The organism is Sodalinema gerasimenkoae IPPAS B-353 (genome assembly GCF_009846485.1).
Lineage (GTDB): Bacteria > Cyanobacteriota > Cyanobacteriia > Cyanobacteriales > Geitlerinemataceae > Sodalinema > Sodalinema gerasimenkoae.
In genome coordinates, this window is record NZ_ML776472.1 from 1,585,695 (window position 1) to 1,606,457 (window position 20,763).

The following is a 20,763-nucleotide window of genomic DNA, read 5'->3' on the forward strand; positions in this document are numbered from 1 at the left end:
ACCCGTAGATTGGTATGCCATGACGAGGGATTCTAAAGCCTCAGTTCCATTGCTGAGTGCTTCTTCATAGGTATCTCCATGAGTTCACCACTCTTGTCCTGGAAAGTCGGGGAAGCCAACTAGAAAACAGTTATCATCGTCTGACCACTGAACCACAATTCTGTATTTTAAGTTATTCATCATGATTCCTCGATTGAACCTCCATTATGTCCTGATTTACAGCTTTTTCCTGATAGGGTTTAGCATCGTCATTTGCTTTTCCTGAGAGGGTCAGCTTACCGTGATAGAAACGGTGAATCTAGTTGGTATGACTTCCTTTACCGGGGATTTCGACAAAACCGATCTGTCGCAGCCTCTTTTTGAGTTCTCTAATTTTTTGGGGCATCGCCAATTAAGGGGGCGGTTGACAGTGAACCGGGGAACGTTAGGCTTAACGTCTATTAATACTTCCGTTCTTGAGGTTCAAAGAGGCTGAGGTTGACCGCCATGGGGACAATATCCACCCCAGCGGCCGAGTGATAGGCCAGGGTGTGGTGGAGAAACTCCCCGTCATTGCGACTGGGGTAGTCTTCCCGGAAATGGGCACCGCGACTTTCCTGGCGATTGAAGGCAGAGTAGAGGATCGTTTGGGCCACAATCAGGAGGTTGTCGAGTTCCATGGCTTCGATGAGTTCGGTGTTCCAGAGGGTTCCGCGATCGTCGAGATGGATCTGTTGCACCTGTTGGGCAATCGCCCCAAGTTCATCTAAACCCTGCTGCATCAACTCCTGACTGCGGAACACCCCACAAAACTCACTCATGGTGTCCTGAAGCCGTTGACGGACCTGGTTGATGCGATACTCCCCTTGGCGATCGCACAACTCCTGTAAGCGCCGTTGAGCCTCTTCAATATAGGGCTGTTCCTCTAACTCCGGCAATTTGCGAGACTGGACATCCTCGGCGATCGCTGCCCCCGTAAGCTTGCCATAAACGACGCATTCGAGCAGGGAATTACTGCCCAAACGGTTCCCCCCATGGACAGAGACGCAGGCACATTCTCCCGCCGCATAGAAGCCGCTCACGAAGCCTTCAGGCCCCAGGCGCACCTGGCCGCGAGTGTTGGTGGGGATGCCGCCCATAGAATAATGGGCCGTGGGACGAACGGGCATGGGGTCATTCACCGCATCCACCCCAACCAGGCGATGGGCTTCTTCCCAACAGAAAGGAACCCGACTCATAATCTTCTCCCGTCCCATGTGGCGCAAATCCAGATGGACATAAGACCCGCCAGGACTGCCATCGGGGTTAATGCCACGCCCTTGGCGAATCTCCGTGGCGATGGCCCGGGAGGTAATATCCCGTGGGGCCAGTTCCATCTTACTGGGGGCATATTGTTCCATAAAGCGATCGCCGTGGGCGTTCCGTAGATAGGCCCCCTCACCGCGAACTGCCTCGGAAATTAAGACCCCAACGGGATATAAGCCTGTGGGGTGAAATTGCACAAACTCCATATCTTCGAGGGGGAGGCCCGCCACAGCGGCCATCCCCAAACCATCCCCCGTCGAAGCATAATCATTGGAGGTGGTATTAAAGGCCCGTCCATAACCCCCCGTAGCAAACATGACGGCTTTGGCGCGAACCACCTCAACACGTCCGCTTTCGAGGTGATACATCACCAGGCCCTTAGCTTCCCCCTCTTCAATAATGGGGCGCATCACATACCATTCATCGTAAATGGTCACCCCATAGCGACGGAGGTTGTTGACGAGTTCATGAAGAATGGCATGGCCGGTTTTATCGGCGGCGTAACAGGTGCGGTTATGGGAATGGCCGCCAAAGGCCCGTTGGGCGATGCGGCCATCCTCTAGGCGGGAGAACAACACCCCCATATGTTCCAAGTCGATGACGACATTGGGGGCTTCTTGGGTGAGTAAGGCGACGGCATCCTGATCGGCGAGATAATCCGATCCTTTGACGGTATCAAAGGCGTGGGCTTTCCAGGAGTCTTGAGAATCGACGTTTTTGAGGGTGGCGGCGATGCCTCCCTGGGCGGCGACGGAGTGCGATCGGATGGGATGGGTTTTAGCGACGACGGCAATGTTGAGCTGGGCGTCTGTGCGGGCGATTTCAACGGCGGCGCGGCTTCCGGCGAGTCCGCCACCGACGATAATGACATCATGTTGCAGCATGGGGGGGAAGGCAAAAGGCAATAGGCAGTAGGCAATAGGCAGTAGGCAGAACCCCTCCTGGGAGGGGATGGCAATAGGCAATAGAAAAACTGCTGTCTTCCCCCTATTGCCTATTGCCTGCTGCCTGCTGCCTTCCTATCTCCATTGTGACATGATCCGGGGTTCGTGAGCTTGGCGTTAGCCGGTGGCCTGGGCGGGTTTTTCGTTGGGGGGGCGTTTTCCTGAAAACTTGGAGGTTTCTGCTGTTGGATCGATGGCATTGACTTCAATGTGGTTCAGCAACGTGGTGACAAAGGCAAACAGGAGGAACGGCAGGGACAGAACGACAATCAAACCTACAGTTAGCAGGGCATAGAGTTCGCGTTCTGTACTCCAGAGAGCGAGGGCTGAGGCCAGGCTGAGGAAGATGACAATGAGCCAAATGATGATTTGACCGTAAATGTCCCCAAAGCTGAGGGTGCATTTGAGTCGATAGTTTTCAAAGTTTTCCATGGGAATCCAGTAGATCTGACAAGCGGTCTTAATGTATTCCTAGATTAAGCGAAATCCCCAAAACCGTGAGAGTTCTTCAAGTTTTGTTAAAAATGCGGCCAGCCAGGCTCATAAAATAGCGACGACTCGAAACCTCAAGCCGCCGCTATTTCAAAAAACGTTACAAAAATAGGGGGAAACCGTTACAAACTTAACAGAAATTAAGTCTGGTCTGAGCTGTTGCTAGGCTTTGTAGTTGACAATGCGGGCAAAGCTTTCCGGTTCCAAACTAGCGCCTCCAACGAGGGCCCCGTCAATTTCGGGTTGAGCCATAATCTCATCCACGTTGGCGGGTTTGACGGAACCACCATATTGAATGGGAACATCTGCATTGGTGAGTTTGGAGCGAATCAAGCCAATGACGCGATTGGCTTCGGCTGCCTCACAGGTATCGCCGGTGCCGATGGCCCAAATGGGTTCATAGGCGATAATCAGTTTATTTTGATCCACATCCACCAAATCTTGCTCCAACTGAGAGAAGATATGGGCTTCTGTTTCTCCTGCATCTCGTTGGGCCTTGGTTTCGCCGACACAGAGAATCGGGGTGAGTCCCCCAGCTTGGGCGGCTTTGAGGCGACGGTTGACGGTTTCATCGGTTTCCCCGAAATACTCCCGGCGTTCACTATGGCCAACAACCACGTAATCGACCCCTAACTCCGTCAGCATGGGGGCGGAGATTTCACCAGTGAAGGCACCGCAGTCTTCCCAATGGACATTCTGAGCGCCAAGACGCACCCGTCCCCCATGCAAGTTCTTCGAGAGGCTTCCCAAAGCGGTGTAAGGAACACAGAGAATCACATCTCGCTCATCGGGAGTGTCTTCGAGGTGAGAGACAAACCCCTTCAAAAACTCCAGGGCTTCGGCCTGGGTTTTGTACATTTTCCAGTTACCAGCTAGAACAGTTTTCCGCACGGGTGACAACAGTTTTCTCCATGAGACAACAAAAGCACCCTTTAGTGTAGAACGTTTTGGGGACATTGCACCATTGCCGCCAACTCGGGAGACCCGCACTTTGGTAGACTGAAAGCCAGTTTCCCGTAAGCTAACGTCATCGATCGCACCGGTCAAGACATTATGAAACTCTTACAAATTGACGCCTTCACCGATCGCCCCTATGGGGGAAATCCGGCGGCGGTCTGTCTTCTGGACCGGGCGGTGGAGGAGTCTTGGATGCAGTCCGTGGCGGCGGAGATGAATCTCTCGGAAACGGCATTTCTGCACCGAGAGGGTCGCGGCTTCCGCCTACGCTGGTTCACCCCCACCACAGAAGTCGATCTCTGTGGCCACGCCACTCTCGCTGCTGCCCACGCTCTCTGGGAAACAGGGTTCGTTGCGCTGACAACGCCGATTCAGTTTTACACCCGTAGCGGCGACTTGAGGGCCGAGCGTCAACAGTCTTGGATTGAATTGGACTTTCCGGCGGCCCCCGTGGTGCAACGTCCCCCCAACGACCCCATGATTCCTAAACTCGAAGCCGCTTTAGGGGTCATCCCCTTATTTATCGGTGAGAGTGTCTTAGACTATTGGCTCGTGGACGTGGCCAACCCTGAGGATGTCGAAGATCTCGATCCTGATTTTGCCCAACTGGCCCAACTTCCCTGTCAGGGTGTAATTGTCACCAGTCGCAGTCAGGGAGTGCGCCTTAACTCGGGAAGTCAAGGAGACTATGACTTCATCTCCCGCTTTTTTGCCCCCAGAATGGGGATTAATGAAGATCCTGTGACGGGATCGGCCCACTGTTGTTTAGGCCCCTATTGGGGACGCAAACTCAAAAAGATGCAGTTATTGGCCTATCAAGCCTCACCTCGGGGAGGGATTGTCCGGGTACGACGCGACGCAGAACGGGTGATCTTAGGAGGACAGGCGGTTACCGTCTTAGAGGGGACGCTGCTGGCCTAGATAGGTTGGGATTTCCGGCTCTCGAATCACGATGGTTAGAATTGAACTAGGGGAGTGTTCGGAGGTATAAACCGGCCTCACCGTTAAACCGTTAGTGAGTGGCCAACCATTGTGAATTCTGTAAGTTCCACATTTCTCTGGCTTAATCCAAAAGGGCGTATTGTCTCAGTCCAACCGGGAGTCGGCCAGACTCTTGGCTATCCTGCCCGCGATCTGCTTGAGAAACCGATTAGCAAACTCATTCCGCAATGGACAACGGCGGTGTGGAAACAACATTGGGCCAAGTTGATGGTGGGGGAAACGGTTGAGGTGACGATTCGCCGTCGTCCAGGCCGGGGAAAATTGACGTCGGTGCAGGTCACCCTTAGCCCTTTGGTTCTGAATCAGAGTCATTATGGATTTGTTCAGTTACAGAATTATGGGACACCGGAACGGGAGTTTTCTCAATTCCGCCAATTGGTGGATAATGCCTCTGATACGCTCTATTCCTACCGCCTCTGCCCCGATCCGGGGTTTGACTATCTCAGTCCTAGTATTGAACGTCTGATGGGCTATGCACCTCAAGCCTATTATGACGATAAAGATTTGTTGCTCAGCCAAATTCACCCCGATGATTTACCTCGCTTACAACGGTTACTACAGGGAAAAACGGTGATGGATTCGCCGTTGAGTTTACGCTGGTTTCACCGGGATGGTCATTTGGTATGGACGGAACAGCAGGATACATTTGTATATACTCAAAGTGGTGAGGCGATCGCCATTGAGGGAATTATTCGAGATATTACTAAGCGCCATGAAGCGGAATTGGCGTTACGACAACAGGCGGAACGGGAACGCTTGGTGAGTGCGATCGCCCAGCGAATTCGTCAGTCCCTCAATTTAGAAGATATTCTACAAACGACGGTCTCGGAGGTTCGCCTTTTCCTAGATAGCGATCGGGTATTGATTTACCGCTTTGATGCCAATCCAGCGGAGGTCTTAGACTTTTATGGAATTGTAGTGGTTGAGTCAGTAGATGCTCTCTGGAAACCCATGCTCAATCATCAAATTCCCTTGAGTTATCAGGAGTCTCCTGAACTGCAACGCTATCTTCAAGGTCGCAGCCATCTGATTAATGATATTTCTCAAGAAACCGATCCGACAGTCCAGGCGCTGCTAAATCCCTTTCAAATAAAATCTAGCTTAATTGTTCCGATTTTACTGCAATCGTCGGAGGGACTCGACCATGGTTGCCTCTGGGGTCTATTAGTTGCTCATCAATGTCGGCAGGAGCGCCATTGGCAATCTTTAGAGGTGGAACTGCTGCAACAATTGGCAACTCAGGTGGCGATCGCCATTCAACAATCTCATTTATTTGAGCAAGTTCAACAACAAGGGGAAGTCTTAGAGAAAGAAATTCGGGAACGAACACAACAGTTACAGCAGGCGATTGAGTTTGACGCGATGCTGAAACGAATCACCGATAAAGTCCGCGATAGCCTCGATGAGAGCCAAATTGTGCAAACGGCAGTCCGAGAGGTGGCGGTAGTCTTAGGGGTTGGGTCTTGTAATGCGGCACTCTATGATTTAGACCAAGGAACGTCAACGATTTGCTACGAATATACAAACTTTATTCCGGCATCTCAAGGGCGAGTGTCTCAGATGGGAAATTTCCCGGAACTCTACACGCAACTGATGGATGGCTGTTACTTTCAATTCTGTTCCTTGATTCCCAATCCGGTGCGAGGACGAGTGGCAATGCTCGCCAGTCCTCTGTTTGATAATCAAGGGGTTTTAGGGGATTTATGGTTAGTTCATCATGCGGAGTATGAGTTTACGGATTTAGAAATTCGTTTGGTGCAACAGGTGGCGAATCAATGTGCGATCGCCATCCGTCAAGCCCGACTCTATCAGGCGGCACAAGCCCAAGTGGCAGAATTAGAGAAACTGAACCGCCTCAAAGATGATTTTCTCAGTGCCGTGTCCCATGAGTTGCGCACCCCAATTGCCAATATGAAACTGGCGATTGAGATGTTAAAGTTATTCGTTCCCAAAGAGGAAAACAACCCCGAACCTCAGGTCATTGATGCGGCTCAAGTGACGCGCATTCAACGCTATCTCAGCATCCTCAACACTGAATGTACTCGGGAGGAAGAACTGGTTGAGGATTTACTGGATTTACAACGACTTGAAAATAACGCCTATCTCATTTCCATGTCGTTGATTAACCTCAATGAGTGGATTCCCACCCTCACCCGTCCCTTCTATACCCGAGTCAGCGATCGCGAACAGGGGTTACATGTGGACTGTCCCAAGAACCTACCTCCGTTTGTCTGCGATCGCCTCAACCTAGAACGGATTTTAGTGGAACTGTTAAACAACGCCTGCAAATATACGGCGACTCGCGGAGATATCCATTTACATATCCGCCAATGTGAGATGTTAGGGGAGGAAGACTCCGAGTCAAGGGAGGGCATCGAATTTTCCATCCGCAACCAGGCCAGTATCCCCCCAGAGGAACTGCCTAAAATCTTCGAGAAATTCTACCGCATCCCCAACGCCGATCCTTGGAAACAAGGGGGAACTGGCTTAGGGTTAGCCCTCATCGAAAAACTGGTGACCCAACTCGACGGACGGATTACCGTCGAGAGTGCCGATGGCTGGACTACCTTCCGTGTGGTCTTCCCTAACCAGCAGCAACAACTCCAGCTTGACCAGGACTGACTCATGCCTCAAGGTGAACCCACATAAGGTAAACCCAGAAGGGGAACGCCAATGGAGTTAGACTACTGGTCCTGTGTCGTTCCCCTTCTGCGTCTTAACTGGCGAGATACTCACCCATATCGGCTTTGCGTTTGCGTAACTTGGTGAGGGATTCCCGTTCAATCTGTCGCACTCGTTCGCGAGAGATTTTCAGGCGATCGCCAATTTTGGCTAAGGTCATGGCTTTCCCATCCCGCAAGCCAAACCGCAGGGCCAAGACTTCCCGCTGCTGGGCCGTTAAATCGGCCATGAGGGTTTCGAGATCGCTGCGCAGGGACGACTGCACGGCAAAGTCCTCGGGAGAGGGGCCGTCATCTTCGAGTAAGTCCGCCAGTTCTGTATCCTGATTTTCCCCCACTCGCAAGTCCAGAGACAAGGGTTGGCGAGAGCGTTCGAGATAGTCTCTGACTTGTTTCGAGGTGAGACTCATGGACTGGGCAATTTCGCTGATACTCGGGGCCCGCCCCAGTTCTTGGGTCAGTTGACGCTGAACCTTCTTAATCTTATTGAGTTTTTCGGTAATGTGAATCGGCAGACGGATGGTGCGGCCCTTCTCAGCGATGGCCCGGGTAATCGCCTGACGAATCCACCAATAGGCGTAGGTTGAGAAGCGATAGCCCTTGGTGGGGTCAAATTTTTCGACCCCACGCTGCATCCCAATGGTGCCTTCTTGAATCAAGTCCAACAAATCTACGTTGCGTTTAATATATTTTTTGGCCACCGACACCACGAGACGGAGGTTGGCTTCTACCATCTTACGTTTGGCAGTCTCGCCACTCTCAATCTCGTTTTGAAGCTGTCGCTGGCTGAGTTTGGCAGCCTCGGCCCACTCTTGGCGGGTGGGTTGGCGATCGAGTTTTTGGGCGAGTTCTTCTTGAATCGTCTCGAGTGCAACCAGTTTTTGAACTCGTTTGCCGTATAGGATCTCCTCTTCATGGGTTAACAGGGGAACCCGACCAATTTCTCGGAGATAGGTACGGACTAAGTCGGTAGAGGTCTGAGCAGTCTTCATAACGGAGGTGCTTGAGGTTGGGTTACGACGAACTCGTGTTGGCTTAAGTCGTTCGGGTGCGTTCAGGACGGTGATCTCAGAGAAATGAGTAAATCTCTGCTCTATGTAAACAATTGTAACGCTTTTAAGCCTAAATGACAGCCCTCAACGGTAACGACTTTAGGGATACTCTCTTTAGCCTAGCGAGATTCAAACCCCGTCATTGCAGCCTGGAGTACAAAACGGCCAAGAGATTCGCGGCACAATGGTGGGCTGGAGAATTACTATAAAAATAAGGTCTGCTTCCTGGAGCAAACCTTAACGGGGGGAGAGTGGGGCGGTTAACCTTCTAGGCAACCATCATGTCGCGGATGTAACTGATGTCAAGTTCCCAAGCTAACTCTGAGGGGGGAGGTTGAGCCTCAGTCGCCGGAAGGTCCCCCAGGGGACGGAGTTGAATAATTCCCTGCTCTAAGAAATGACGGAGGATGCGGCTGACGGTGGCTCGGGAGATGGATAAGTCTGAGGTCAAGTCCCAAAAACAATGGTTGCCATCCAAGGATGAGGTCAGATGAGAAAAAATGGCTGAACTGAGATCTAAGCTCTCATCGAGTTGGGGAGCCTGAAAAACCCACTGGGGGTTGAGTCCTAACTCTTGCCAGTTTTGTGATAATTCTTGAACCTCCTCATAAATGTGGTCAAGAACTCTAGCGTTCAATGTCCAGCGAGGACAGAGGGTGCTGTTGCTCGGTTGCCAGTGGATGTGACAGTTGGAACTATTAATTAAGGAAAACAGGACCTCCCGAGTGCAATCGGTCAAAATGGCCTTGGCTTGCTTGCCGGTCAGCCAACCCTCACTGACACCATGGTGCAGGTGGCTGCGTTCCCAGTTTTGTTGACTCCCTTTCGGCTCTAGGCGATGCTGCCATTGGGGAACACGCTGTTCAACGGCTCGTTGCCAACGACGACGACGATGCAGGGATAGAACGGCTGTGGCCAGTTGTCCCTGAAATAAATCGAAATAGTATTGTGTCGACTCGTAAACAACGATGAGGCGACCGGTGGCTCTTTGTTTAACATAGCCCAAAAGTTCAGCGACAGCAGAGCGGGTTGAGTAGATGCGAGCGTTTTTCATGATTCTGACCTGATAAGGTGATGTAAACAATGTAAGTTCAAGGTCTTGGATAGATAAAAAGTTCAACCCTTGATCGCGCAAACTCGACAAAACGTCAAAATCAGAATCGGGACAACAGATAGCACTTAGGGCTGATTCCAAGAAGGGAGTTGGGGCTTAAACAAAATGAATCGACGGGGTTGCAAGTGTTTACAAGCAATACTATCTAGGATATTACAAAACAAGTATTTTTGTTTTAATTGCCTTTATTAATGCTACAATTCTCAGAAGATGAGGTTAAAGGATTTACCTCGATACATTTACGATGATAGTCGTAATTGAGGGCGATGAAAACTGTCGGATATACATATTTTTAATTGCGTAAATCCACAACAGTTTTGTGCGTGTAACTACTGAGTACCTGTCGATAGGCTGAGGTCTCCTCCTCTTATGACAATCTTCGATGGACAATTTGAGAATCTCGAAAGTCTGCAACGGCTGATTGTGCCGGCTGAGGTGTCCTTGACACAGGCGATCGCCACCCTCCTAGAGGAGAACCTGATGAATGTGTTTGTCATGGAGGGCGATCGCTTCCTGGGACGGTTCTCTCAACAGGATGCTCTGGCACTCCTCCAAGATCCCCAGTGCGATCGCAGCCAAGCCCTGGGGTCTGTGGTGCGGCAAGACCCTCAACAGCCTTGCTGGCGACAGAACAGCCCCCCCGACTGGCATCAGCTTATCCAAAAACTTCAGCAAGGGCCTCAGGAGACCTTACCGGTTCTGGATGCTGAGGGACATCTGGTGGGGAGCTTACTAGCTCAGGACGTACTCTGTCAGGGCTATCCGGTTCAAATCGACTATCAAGCTCCCTTGAGTCTCGAAGAACAGCAACTGCTGCAAGAAAAACTCATCAGCAGTTACACCAAACTGCAAATGCTGTTGTCCACGATGCCGGATATCGTGCTAGAAATCAGCATTCACAATGATGAGCAGCTCCATGTGGGCTTGCCGAGTCATGATTACAGCCGCATCAATCCTGATGTTAACGAAACTATCGCGGCTTTTTTCGAACCGCCCTATGATCAGGCATTTTTTGGGCAGATCCAACGGGCTTGGGAGCAGGGTTGTACGATTCGCTATGAATATCACCTTCCTCCCCGAGACGACTCCGATAACCTAAACCTTCAGAGTCAGTGGTTTGAGGCTCGTATTTCTCCGTTGCCCTTACCCATCTCGGCTCAGGAAATTACCATGTGTGCCCTTTGGGTGGCCCGGGATATCACGGCTCGCAAACGGGCGGAGGCGATTCTCCAAAACAACACCCGTGAGTTAGAAGAGCGAGTGCAAGCTCGCACCGGTCAACTGCGGAGCATTAACGAGATGCTACGGGCCAGTATCCGCACCCGACAGGAGGCGCAGGAGGGATTACAACGAACGAGCGATCGCCTGCGAGCGATTCTCGACGCGATTCCCGGCATTGTCTGTTGGGTGGATGACAAGGAATGCTACCAAGGGGTGAACTCGAACTTTGCCAATCTCTATGGTCTAGTTCCCGAAGATTTCCTGGGACAAGACCTCCGCTTTCCCAGTCAGCCGTCTCATCAATTGGCGGACTTCATGGGGGAATTCATGAGGGATGTGGCGATGTCGGCGGGGCAAATTATTACCCTCGATATTGAGGAGTCCAGATTGCAATATCTGGTGGTTGCCCAGAAATACGATAGTAGCCGCGCTGCGATCGCCGTGGGGATTGACATCACCCAGCGACAACAGTTTGAAATGGCACTGATGGAACAACAGCGCCTCTTCCAGCAGATTGCCGATACCTCCCCTGATATCCTTTATGTCTATGAAATTAGCAGTTGGCAGATTATCTATATCAACTGTCAGGTTGAAGCCCTAATCGGCTATACCCCCACTACGATCGCTGAATTAGGGCTGTCTACGGTTTGTGAGCGGCTTCATCCTGAGGATGTCTCCCAAATTGGGGAACCCGGCGATCGCCTCGAACAACTCAATGCCGGTCAACTCCTCGAATGTGAATATCGCCTGCGAGGGGTAGATGGCCATTGGCATTGGATTCATAGTCGAGAAATTGTCTTGAGTCGAGATGCCCAGGGGAACCCGGAACAGATTGTGGGGATTGTTCAGGATGTCAGCGATCGCAAAGAGGCAGAAATTGCCCTGCGGCAACTGAACCAGGAGTTGGAAACCAAAGTTGCCCAACGCACCATTGCCCTACAACGGAGTGAGTTACGGTTCCGCTCGCTGTTTGAACAGATGGCCGTGGGGGTGGCTCAAGTCACCCTGGAGGGCCGATGGGAGTTTGTCAATCAAAAACTATGTGACCTTTTGGGGTACAGCCCCCAACAACTGGCTCAGCGCACCTATTTGGAGATGACCGATCCTGAAGATCTGCCCCCGTCCGAACAGGCCGCCCAGGATCTGATTGAGGAACGTTGCCAGACGGTTGCTTTGGAAAAACGGTTTCTGCACGCCAATGGTACTGCCATTTGGGTCCATGTAACTATCTCACTGGTTCGAGACGAATCGGTCGAGGCCTTGGATGATATTCCAGAGGTGGCTCCCTATCTGGTGATGGTCATCCAGGATATTACCGAGCGCAAACGAGCCGAGGCGGAGGTCATCAAGGCTCTGCAAAAGGAACGAGAACTCATTGATCTCAAATCTCGCTTTATCTCCATGGCCTCCCATGAGTTTCGCACTCCCCTAGCGGTGATCAAATCCTGTGGCCAACTGCTGCAACGCTATGAGTGGACTCGGGAGGAGCAACTCGAACAACTCCATGATATTCAGTCGGCGGTTGGTCACATGACCGAACTCCTCGATGACGTGCTGACTCTGGCCAAGAGTGAGTCGGGGACGTTGACCTTTAATCCTACGCCTCTGGATATCTGTGAGTTTTGTCACAAATTGTTACGACAGCTCCAAAACAGCATTGCCCGCGATCGCCAGTTGTCTTGGGAGATTCCCAACGAGCCTGTCCTCTTAAATGGCGATGAAAAGTTGCTACGGCAAATTTTTACCAATTTAGTCTCCAATGCGCTCAAATACTCTAGCCTTGAACAGCCGGTCTATGTTCATTTAGTAAAATACGAGCAGGAGCTGGTCTATTGTGTTAAAGATGAGGGGATTGGTATTCCACCAGAAGATTTACCCCGCTTATTTGAATCGTTTCACCGTGCAAAAAATGTCGGAACCATTCCCGGTACAGGCTTGGGATTAGCGATTGTGCAGCGCTCGGTTGAATTACATGGGGGAACCTTAGAGGTGACGAGTCAGGTCGGAGTCGGGACTCAGATTTGCGTACACCTCCCCCTTTCCTGATTCTGTGAAGTTAGTTAACATTAGCCTTAAGGAGTCTGAGTTGGCTACCCTGAGGGTGTAAAATCGACCTTGACATTTTTGTCTTAATGCTCTACAAGCATCAAATAAGTCGATAACTGCTTACTAAAAAATCATGAAAAAGATATTAGTTGTTGAAGACGAACAGGTGTTGCAGAAAAACATCATGAAAATTCTCCGTTTGGAGGGCTTTGAGGTACTCGGGTCCAGTGACGGAGAATCGGGGGTAGCCTGTGCTCGTGAGGAGTCTCCGGATCTAATTGTCTGCGATGTCATGATGCCGGAGATGGATGGCTATCAGGTGTTACAAACCTTGCAAGACGATGTGGAAACCGCCCTGATTCCTTTTATTTTTTTAACAGCTAAAACAGATCGTTCGGATATGCGTCAAGGGTTTGAGATGGGAGCTGATGATTATTTGGTAAAACCCTTTGATGCTGATGAACTTTTACGAGCCATTGAGGCGAGGTTTAAGAAGCAAGAAATCATGGTTAATCGCCTGTCGAGTTTGTCGAATGAGTTGAGTCAACTTCAGGATTTCTTGGATGCCAAAGATGGTTTAATGACCAATCTTAACCAAGAGCTGCGTCGTCCCATGTCTAATATCAAGATGGCCTTAACAATGTTGCAGGCTCAAAAAACGCCGGAGGCTCAGGAGCGTTATATCAGCATTTTGGAGGAAGAGTTTTCCAGAGAAATTTCCCTGCTGAATCAAGTTGAAGAAATGCAAAAACTCTTAACTCCTGAAAATGTTACCTTGCTACGACAGTTCCATCTTCTGCAAAATCAGGGTTAATGGGCCCATCAGACCTGAAGTTGAGACACCATGGCAAATAGCTGCGATCGCCAGGCCTGGTCTTGACGGCGATCGCTTCTAAGTTCTAAAACCCGTAACCCCGGTTTAGGAAATTGATGTAAGGACTCTTTTAGGTCAACAGCCGATTCAATTTGGCTGTAATCAATCCCATAGGCAGCACAGAGTTGTTGAATGTCAACCTGTTGTGGTGTGGCAAAAAACGCCTCAAAGGGAGGATTGAACTGCGCGATAGGTAAGAGTTCAAAAATCCCTCCACCCTGGTTATTAATCAGTAAAACCGTCAAATGGCCCTGGTCTTTTAAGCGTTGAGCTAGGAGTAAGCCGTTACTATCATGAAGAAAGGCTAAATCACCGCTGATGAGAAATGTCGGCCTGCCCCCATAGGCTAAGCCAATGGCAGTCGAGAGGGTTCCATCAATGCCATTAGCGCCACGATTACAAAAGACTTGTGTTTGGCGATCGCTGCGTCGCCAGAACCATTCCATATCTCGGACTGGGGTACTGTTGGCCACCATCACCTGTCGCTGACTGGGCAAGCCGTGGGAGAGGAGCCAGGGAAGTTGCGGTTCCCGTAGTGGGCCCGTCTCAGTCATTTTAGGGGTTAGGGCATCGGCCAGCTTGGCATCAGCATCACACCACTGTTGGCAAAACTCCGAGGGAGCCGGAGGAACCACCGGATCAGGGATAGGTAGGCGTTCGACATCGAGGCGCAAGTGAACGGTGCGGCCATGGAGGGCATCCAGGTTGCGATCGCTGGGATCTAAGACCCAAGTTAAGGAATTGACCTGTTGTAGCCATTGCCGTAACACCTTACTGGTGGGTAAGTCTCCCAATTGCAGCACCACATCGGGCTGTAACTCGGTGGCAATTTGGGGATGACGCAGCAGGAGGTCATAACTGACCACTAACTGAGGGTTCATCGAAGCCCAATGGCGTAGGGGAGACAGGGCCTCAGCAAACACGGGAAACCCCAGGGTTTTAGCCAGTTGGGCTACCCGTTCACTATAGCGTTTCGGGTCACGGGGTTGAGCGACACCGGCGACAATCAGGCCGCGATCGCTCTTAAACCAGGTGGCGAAGGCGCGATCGAGACTTTCTCCCGAGGGACGGGGAGTCGCAGGACGTTCTGAAGTCACCGCTGCAAAAAACTCCTCCCAGACTCCAGCTCCCAACTGACTGACGAATTCCTGAGTCTCTGGCTGGGGTTCCGGGGCCAAGGGATCGCTAAAGGGACAGTTGAGATGTACCACACCGGGGACAGGAAAACAGGTGCGCTCCCAGCTATACACCAAGGTTTGTCGTAAATAGCGCAGTTGGCTCAAACTCAACTGAGGCAATGCCAGTTCACTTTGCCAGTTGGGATAGTTGCCATAGAGTTTCTGTTGGTCAATGGCTTGTCCCGCTTGACAATGACGTAACTCCGGCGGGCGATCGGCGGTGAGGACGACGAGAGGAACCCGAGATTCGCGAGCTTCAATAATGGCTGGGTAGAAGTTAGCCCCGGCGGTTCCTGAAGTACAGACGAGGGCGACGGGTTTATGGGTGCGTTTGGCCTGGCCCAGGGCAAAAAAAGCGGCTGAGCGTTCATCGAGAATGGGGATAGCCTCAATCTGCTCCTGTTGGGCAAAGGCCACCGCCAGAGGACCGGAGCGAGATCCCGGGCAGATGACGGCGAGGTCTAATCCTAAACGGGCCAGGGTCTCTACGAGAATTGAGGCCCAGAGAGTATTGGTATTGCGAGCGTCAACCGCCATAGAGAGTTTGTGATGTGGTCGTGAGCGGTTTGGGTTAGTGATGGAAGGGGATAATGGTTAGGGGCAATAACACCCAGGCCAGTTGTAGGACGCCTTGCCAGCCGAAGCGTAAGCCGGGATGAGTGCCACAGAGGAGTGCCTCGATTCGTTGTTCTAGGCGAGAGGGGGGAGCGGTACAACTGAAGGCAGCTTCGAAGGAGGCCGTCGAGCGTAGTGGGGCGCGCACCACATCCAATAGGGACTCAGCCAGGAGCAGTTCGTCAATCTGTTGAGCGGCCCAGGCATCGGCACGAATTTCTCGCAGTAGGAGTAGGTCTTGCCAGAGGAGGTCGCTCTGGGGAAGCCAAAGGGTAAGACGGTAACAGATCCCCAGCCAAAAGAACCAGAAGGTATCGCGATAGACACGGTGCCCTTCTTCGTGGGCCAGGACGGCGGCCAGGCGATCGCCGTCGAGATGGTCTAATAATCCTTGGGTGATGGTGAGTTCCGGGTTCCAGCCCCCGACTTGGGCACTAAATAAGGCTGTATCGTCGAGGATGCGGCAGGGATAGCCAAGCACCTCGGTTTTAGGGTGTTGACGTAGCTGTGCTAGGGTGCGGCGCAGTTTCAGTCCCTGATGGAGGAGGCAACCTAGGGCTGTTAGGAGAAAGAGCCAGGAGATGACATAACTCGCCAGGCCGGTTCCCTGCCATACCATCTGCCCTTGTGCGCCCATGGAGAGAACGGCGATGGCGGTGGTGAGCAGAAGTAGCACAGGGGCGACCAGGGCAACAATCTGAGAACGCCAGCGTTGCTCTAGGTTTGATAGGGATAGTCCCGGGGATGGTTGGCCGTTGAGATTCCCCTGACGGAAGCCGAGGGCGATCGCCAAAGCCATGAGAATCATCAACAAGTGCATTAGGACTGTTCCTCCCGTTGGCGGCGAACAGCTTGAATCCGTTGTGCAATGGCATCGAGGCGCTCCAAGCTGTCGACATCGAGACTGTCGGCAAAGGCGGCGACCACATCGGGGCTACTGACGGCCAGAAAATGTTTGAGGCGATCGTGGGATTTTAGCATTTGGGCTTGCTCACGAGAAATTCGCGGCCGCCAACGGAAGGCGCGATCGGTTTTGTCACAGTCGAGCCAACCCTTTTGGGTTAAGCGACGCATCACTGTGGTGACGGAGGCGTAGGCGAGTTCGCGATCAGGATCGGCTAGGATGCGATCGTGAACATCTTTAACCGTTACCTCTTCGAGATCATAGATAATATCGAGGATCTCGGCTTCTAAGGGTCCGAGGGATAAGTTTTGGGGACGATGATCGGGGAGAGGAACCATAATAACGATATGGGGTGGCCAAAACATTGGTATGCACTAAACCAATGCCGCGTATTTTACCCCGTTTTTGCTCCCAAATCGGCAACCTCTCCCCAGGTGATGGCTTAACGGCGATATTTACTGGGGCTGAGACGAGGTAGTGGTTCAGAGGTAACGCCGGGAGCGAGATAATATTCGGGGAGAGATTCTTGAGGACGATGGCTGTCGGCCCGTTGACTGTACCACCAGCGCAGGGCGATCGCCCCGGTCATGGTTCCCATCCCCAGAAGTAGCAGTGAGCTATAACTGCCAAGACCGCCCAGAGCCACATCGACGGCTCCGACGGTCAAGATAAAGCTAGAAATCGGCTCTTTACGATAAAACGGTTTGAGAAATCGATGCCAAACAGCATTCATGAGAAGTTTGAACGGTATAAGTCCGCGAACGATAGATGGGGAGGGTGTGGTGCAACGGTCGTTGAGACGGCTGTTCCACGCCCTCTTCCATCTTGATCCTACTCGATCGCCGAAACTAGATCAGGCCTAACCAGGCTAAGAGTCCTTGGCCGGATAGGTATTCAATGGCGAGGGCGGCGATGAAGCCAATCATCGCGGCACGCCCGTTGAGCCGTTCGGCATATTGGTTAAATCCGAATTTAGGTTCTGTGAGATTGGGAGTGACGGAGGGTTCAGGAGATTGGCTCATAAAACTTAACAGGGTTGGGGATGTTTCTATTGTAGGAATTTCTGGGGAGAAGGCAAGGGGGGGAAGAAAGGCAGTAGGCAGTAGGCAGTAGGTAGTAGGCAGTAGGCAGTAGGCAGTAGGCAGTAGGCAATAGATAAAGACGTAGGGGCGTACCTTTATGGTCAGCGAGCGATCGCCGAGCTGTGGTCGGTGAGCGATCGCCGAACCGTGGTCGCCCTCTTCGGGCTATACAATGGGGGGGATTTGTTCCTTTGATGGGTGGGGCGTTTATGGACATTGGTGTTCCTAAGGAAATTAAGAACCGGGAGTTTCGGGTGGGGTTGAGTCCGCAAAGTGTTCGGGTTCTTTGTGATCGCGGCCATCGGGTGTTTGTGGAGACTCAGGCCGGTGTGGGATCTGGGTTTGCTGATGATGATTACCGCCAGGTGGGGGCGACGGTGGTGGAGTCGGCGGGGTTGGCTTGGGAACAGCCGCTGGTGGTGAAGGTGAAGGAACCTTTGCCTGAGGAATATGCGTATCTTAAAGGGGGTGGGGGCGATCGCCTCCTGTTTACCTATCTTCATTTGGCGGCGGAACGAGAGTTGACGGAGGCCCTGATGGAGTCGGGCATTTTGGCGATCGCCTATGAGACGGTTCAACTCCCGGATGGCCGTTTGCCACTGCTGGCTCCCATGAGTGTGATTGCGGGACGACTTTCGGTACAGTTCGGGGCCCATTTCTTGGAACGGCCTCAAGGGGGCCGGGGGGTTCTGTTAGGGGGTGTTCCGGGGGTTCCTCCGGGGGATGTGGTGATTCTCGGTGGGGGTGTGGTAGGAACGGAAGCGGCTCGGGTGGCGATCGGGTTGGGGGCGCGAGTGCGGATTTTTGATATTAATCTCGATCGCCTTTCCTATCTCGAAATGCTCTTTGGTTCCCGGGTGGAGTTGCAATATAGCAGTCCCCTCACCATTGAGGCGGCGGTTCCTGACGCGGATTTGCTAGTGGGGGCGGCGTTAGTCTTGGGCCGTAAGCCGCCGACGTTGGTTTCGCAAGACTTGGTTCATCGCATGAAGCCGGGGGCGGTGATTGTGGATGTGGCGGTAGATCAAGGGGGTTGTATTGAGACGATTCGCCCTACGTCGCATACGGAACCAACGTATTTGGTTGCGGATGTTTTACATTATGGGGTTCCCAATATGCCGGGTTCGGTTCCTCGCACGGCGACTCAGTCGTTGAATCACAGTACGCTTCCCTATGTGTTGAAGTTGGCGGAGGCGGGGACTAAGGCGATTGAGATGGATGAGGCGATCGCCTCTGGGGTGAATGTGCGGGATCATCAGTTGGTTCATCCGGCGGTGCGGGAGGTGTTTGGGGATTTGTAGGGAATAGGGAATAGGGAATAGGGAATAGGGAATAGGGAATAGGGGGGAGAAGGCAATAGGCAATAGGCAATAGCAAAGACGTAGGGGCGTACCCTTGTGGTCGCCCTAGGCAAGCTAGTAAGAGGGTTGATTATGGGTGATGTGAGGGAGTTGTCGAAGCAAGAACAGATTACGGCTTTATATGAGGCGATTAACCGGCGGGATGTTGAGGGGGCGTTGGCTTATATTGATGATGATTGTGTGTATGAGGATGTGAACTTCAGGAAAACCTTTCGGGGAACGGCTGAGGTTCGGGCGTTTTTTGCAGAAACTTGTGGCAATGTTCCTGAGGATTTGCTGTTTGTGATTGATGATTGTGCTGAGGGGGAGGGGGAGACGGTGGCCCTGCTTTGGCATATTGAACTGGCGGGGATTCCCTTTCCCAATGGCCGGGGGGTGGGGTTCTATCGCTTTTCTGGGGAGACGGGCAAACTGGTGTTTGCTCGTGATATCTCGGAACCCCCTCTGAAGTTGGGGCGGTTTGCACTGTTGATTGTCCGGTTTGTGGCACCCCTGGCACGACGAGTCTTAAAACCACCTGCGGCTCAATCGTCGGCTCAATCATCCGCTCAACTCTATCCCGGTTATGCGGCATTTCTGGGGATCTTCACGGTGATCTATTTGGCAGTGTTGATTCTTTCACCGGCGGATCTGTTGCTTCCTGGAGATCCACTCTGGGCCTTGCAACCTGAGACGATTCAGGAACTTCTGGATGAGTCGTTGAATTTCTTTTTTGTGCTGCCGATTGTCAATCAGTTGGGGTTGACGGTGTTGGAGTCTCCCCCAGTGCATCCGGTGACGCAGGCCTTTTTTAATTTTGCCGAAGCTTGGATTTTTATGTTTCTGCCGCTGTTGTTGGCTGATCCTCGCGGCTACCACCTCCCTCGCCCTCTGATTTGGCTGGGGGCGATGTTTTTGACGAATATCTTTCTTTTACCCTATATGGGGCTGCGTTGCACCACGGAGCCAGATTCGCAACGGAGTCAAGGGAAGGGGTTTATTGCTCGTTCGTTTGGCTGGACTGGGTTAGTCGTGGGGGCGATCGCCGTGGTTTGGTTTTTGGCGGTGGGAGATGTGGGTGGAGTTGGGGAACGGCTGGGGTTCTTTGGGGAGATGTTACGGGGCGATCGCGTCACCATCGCCTTTGCTCTGGATATTGTCTTGTTTAGTGTCTTTCAAGGGATTATCCTGGGGGGAATTATGCCCCCCGGCCATCCCCAGCGGGGCCTACGCTGGATTCCTTTTTGGGGGTTGGGGCTTTGGTTAATTCTCTAGTCGAGATCCCGTCGTCCTTCTAAGGCCCGGGCTAGGGTGACTTCATCGGCATATTCTAAGTCCCCTCCCATGGGTAAGCCAAAGGCGATACGGGTGACTCGGGTAAAGGGTTTGATGAGTTGCCCCACATACATGGTGGTGGTTTCCCCTTCGACGCTGGGGTTGATGGCCAAAATGACTTCTTTGACGGTTCCTTGACTGACGCGCTGCACCAGGGGCTGTATATGGAGTTGTTCGGGGCCAATTCCATCCATGGGGGCGATCGTTCCCCCCAAGACATGGTATTTACCGCGATATTCCCGTGTTTTTTCTAGGGCGATGACATCGCGGGAGTCGGCGACAACGCAGATGGTACTGTCATCCCGGTTGGGATTGCGGCAAATCTCACAGACGGGATCGGCGGAGAAGTGGAAACAGACTTGACATAACCCGACTTGCTGCTTGGCTTCTACTAGGGCCGTGGCCAGGGCCTGGGCTTCGGCTTCTGGGCGTTTGAGCACATGAAGCGCGAGGCGTTGCGCCGTCTTGGGGCCAACACCGGGAAGTTTTTGGAATTGCTCGATTAGCCGAGCGAGGGGACGAGTATAAACGGGACACCTCCTGGGAATGGAATTAGGCGGTCGTCATTATAGCGGATTTTGGGGTTAATTTTAAATTAATGTAAAAAAAATGGCGGTATAGCTATCATCATTGTACCATGTT

17 protein-coding genes are annotated in these 20,763 nt (G+C 52.2%); 6 read left to right on the plus strand and 11 right to left on the minus strand.

The window, feature by feature from the left end:
* Positions 1-440: 440 nt before the first annotated feature.
* From L855_RS07035 to tpiA, 3 genes are all read right to left on the minus strand, one after another.
* Positions 441-2,168, minus strand: coding sequence for a succinate dehydrogenase/fumarate reductase flavoprotein subunit (locus L855_RS07035; RefSeq protein WP_159785995.1), 1,728 nt, complete (start codon positions 2,166-2,168; stop codon positions 441-443).
* A 177-nt stretch (positions 2,169-2,345) separates the two neighbouring features.
* Positions 2,346-2,660 (minus strand): hypothetical protein, encoded by a 315-nt coding sequence (locus tag L855_RS07040; RefSeq protein WP_159785997.1) that lies wholly within the window; start codon positions 2,658-2,660, stop codon positions 2,346-2,348.
* 222 nt (positions 2,661-2,882) lie between these two features.
* Positions 2,883-3,611 (minus strand): triose-phosphate isomerase, encoded by a 729-nt coding sequence (tpiA, locus tag L855_RS07045; protein WP_159786000.1) that lies wholly within the window; start codon positions 3,609-3,611, stop codon positions 2,883-2,885.
* 162 nt (positions 3,612-3,773) lie between these two features.
* Here tpiA and L855_RS07050 point away from each other — a divergent pair, with 162 nt between their 5' ends.
* Both L855_RS07050 and L855_RS07055 read left to right on the plus strand, forming a co-directional pair.
* Complete coding sequence (locus L855_RS07050; RefSeq protein ID WP_159786003.1) at positions 3,774-4,598, plus strand: PhzF family phenazine biosynthesis protein; 825 nt, start codon at positions 3,774-3,776, stop codon at positions 4,596-4,598.
* 111 nt (positions 4,599-4,709) lie between these two features.
* On the plus strand, positions 4,710-7,301 hold the full coding sequence (locus tag L855_RS07055; protein WP_159786006.1) for a GAF domain-containing protein: 2,592 nt from the start codon (positions 4,710-4,712) through the stop codon (positions 7,299-7,301).
* Between the two features lie 94 nt (positions 7,302-7,395).
* Here the strand turns inward: L855_RS07055 and L855_RS07060 are convergent, their stop codons facing one another.
* On the minus strand, positions 7,396-8,352 hold the full coding sequence (locus L855_RS07060; protein WP_159786009.1) for an RNA polymerase sigma factor, RpoD/SigA family: 957 nt from the start codon (positions 8,350-8,352) through the stop codon (positions 7,396-7,398).
* A gap of 328 nt (positions 8,353-8,680) precedes the next feature.
* Positions 8,681-9,466 (minus strand): hypothetical protein, encoded by a 786-nt coding sequence (locus L855_RS07065; protein ID WP_159786012.1) that lies wholly within the window; start codon positions 9,464-9,466, stop codon positions 8,681-8,683.
* Positions 9,467-9,895: 429 nt separating this feature from the next.
* Here L855_RS07065 and L855_RS07070 point away from each other — a divergent pair, with 429 nt between their 5' ends.
* Complete coding sequence (locus L855_RS07070; protein ID WP_159786015.1) at positions 9,896-12,793, plus strand: PAS domain S-box protein; 2,898 nt, start codon at positions 9,896-9,898, stop codon at positions 12,791-12,793.
* 133 nt (positions 12,794-12,926) lie between these two features.
* The gene (locus L855_RS07075; protein WP_159786018.1) at positions 12,927-13,607 is read left to right on the plus strand and encodes an ATP-binding response regulator; all 681 of its coding nucleotides are present in this window, start codon (positions 12,927-12,929) and stop codon (positions 13,605-13,607) included.
* 8 nt (positions 13,608-13,615) lie between these two features.
* Here L855_RS07075 and menD read toward each other — a convergent pair whose 3' ends face one another.
* The 5 genes from menD to L855_RS21115 all read right to left on the minus strand — a co-directional run bounded on the left by menD (position 13,616) and on the right by L855_RS21115 (position 17,386).
* The gene (gene menD / locus L855_RS07080) at positions 13,616-15,382 is read right to left on the minus strand and encodes a 2-succinyl-5-enolpyruvyl-6-hydroxy-3-cyclohexene-1-carboxylic-acid synthase (protein WP_159786021.1); all 1,767 of its coding nucleotides are present in this window, start codon (positions 15,380-15,382) and stop codon (positions 13,616-13,618) included.
* A 34-nt stretch (positions 15,383-15,416) separates the two neighbouring features.
* Positions 15,417-16,280 (minus strand): M56 family metallopeptidase, encoded by an 864-nt coding sequence (locus L855_RS07085; RefSeq protein ID WP_159786024.1) that lies wholly within the window; start codon positions 16,278-16,280, stop codon positions 15,417-15,419.
* Positions 16,280-16,702, minus strand: a complete 423-nt coding sequence (locus L855_RS07090; RefSeq protein WP_159786027.1) for a BlaI/MecI/CopY family transcriptional regulator — start codon at positions 16,700-16,702, stop codon at positions 16,280-16,282. The genes L855_RS07085 and L855_RS07090 overlap by 1 nt, the downstream gene beginning before the upstream one ends.
* A 104-nt stretch (positions 16,703-16,806) precedes the next feature.
* Positions 16,807-17,097: a hypothetical protein gene (locus L855_RS07095; protein WP_159786030.1), complete on the minus strand. Its 291-nt coding sequence runs from the start codon at positions 17,095-17,097 to the stop codon at positions 16,807-16,809.
* A 115-nt stretch (positions 17,098-17,212) separates the two neighbouring features.
* On the minus strand, positions 17,213-17,386 hold the full coding sequence (locus tag L855_RS21115) for a chlorophyll a/b-binding protein (protein WP_170187919.1): 174 nt from the start codon (positions 17,384-17,386) through the stop codon (positions 17,213-17,215).
* Positions 17,387-17,655: 269 nt separating this feature from the next.
* Between L855_RS21115 and ald the strand changes: the two genes are divergently transcribed.
* Together ald and L855_RS07105 are read left to right on the plus strand one after the other, a co-directional pair.
* Entirely contained in the window at positions 17,656-18,747 is a 1,092-nt protein-coding gene (gene ald / locus L855_RS07100; RefSeq protein WP_159786033.1) for an alanine dehydrogenase, read from the plus strand.
* Positions 18,748-18,879: 132 nt separating this feature from the next.
* Positions 18,880-20,061, plus strand: a complete 1,182-nt coding sequence (locus tag L855_RS07105; protein ID WP_159786036.1) for a nuclear transport factor 2 family protein — start codon at positions 18,880-18,882, stop codon at positions 20,059-20,061.
* Here the strand turns inward: L855_RS07105 and recR are convergent.
* A complete protein-coding gene (gene recR, locus L855_RS07110; protein WP_159791010.1) occupies positions 20,058-20,669 on the minus strand; it encodes a recombination mediator RecR in 612 nt (203 codons plus the stop codon). The two genes, L855_RS07105 and recR, sit on opposite strands and share 4 nt — an antisense overlap.
* Positions 20,670-20,763 lie beyond the last annotated feature (94 nt).

Bases quoted from the DNA above. Each gene is read 5' to 3' on its own strand.
- L855_RS07035 (WP_159785995.1), bottom strand. From the start codon at position 2,168: ATGCTGCAACATGATGTCATTATCGTCGGTGGCGGACTCGCCGGAAGC.
- L855_RS07040 (WP_159785997.1), bottom strand. From the start codon at position 2,660: ATGGAAAACTTTGAAAACTATCGACTCAAATGCACCCTCAGCTTTGGG.
- L855_RS07050 (WP_159786003.1), top strand. From the start codon at position 3,774: ATGAAACTCTTACAAATTGACGCCTTCACCGATCGCCCCTATGGGGGA.
- L855_RS07060 (WP_159786009.1), bottom strand. From the start codon at position 8,352: ATGAAGACTGCTCAGACCTCTACCGACTTAGTCCGTACCTATCTCCGA.
- L855_RS07065 (WP_159786012.1), bottom strand. From the start codon at position 9,466: ATGAAAAACGCTCGCATCTACTCAACCCGCTCTGCTGTCGCTGAACTT.
- L855_RS07070 (WP_159786015.1), top strand. From the start codon at position 9,896: ATGACAATCTTCGATGGACAATTTGAGAATCTCGAAAGTCTGCAACGG.
- L855_RS07075 (WP_159786018.1), top strand. From the start codon at position 12,927: ATGAAAAAGATATTAGTTGTTGAAGACGAACAGGTGTTGCAGAAAAAC.
- menD (WP_159786021.1), bottom strand. From the start codon at position 15,382: ATGGCGGTTGACGCTCGCAATACCAATACTCTCTGGGCCTCAATTCTC.
- L855_RS07085 (WP_159786024.1), bottom strand. From the start codon at position 16,280: ATGCACTTGTTGATGATTCTCATGGCTTTGGCGATCGCCCTCGGCTTC.
- L855_RS07090 (WP_159786027.1), bottom strand. From the start codon at position 16,702: ATGGTTCCTCTCCCCGATCATCGTCCCCAAAACTTATCCCTCGGACCC.
- L855_RS07095 (WP_159786030.1), bottom strand. From the start codon at position 17,097: ATGAATGCTGTTTGGCATCGATTTCTCAAACCGTTTTATCGTAAAGAG.
- L855_RS21115 (WP_170187919.1), bottom strand. From the start codon at position 17,386: ATGAGCCAATCTCCTGAACCCTCCGTCACTCCCAATCTCACAGAACCT.
- ald (WP_159786033.1), top strand. From the start codon at position 17,656: ATGGACATTGGTGTTCCTAAGGAAATTAAGAACCGGGAGTTTCGGGTG.
- L855_RS07105 (WP_159786036.1), top strand. From the start codon at position 18,880: ATGGGTGATGTGAGGGAGTTGTCGAAGCAAGAACAGATTACGGCTTTA.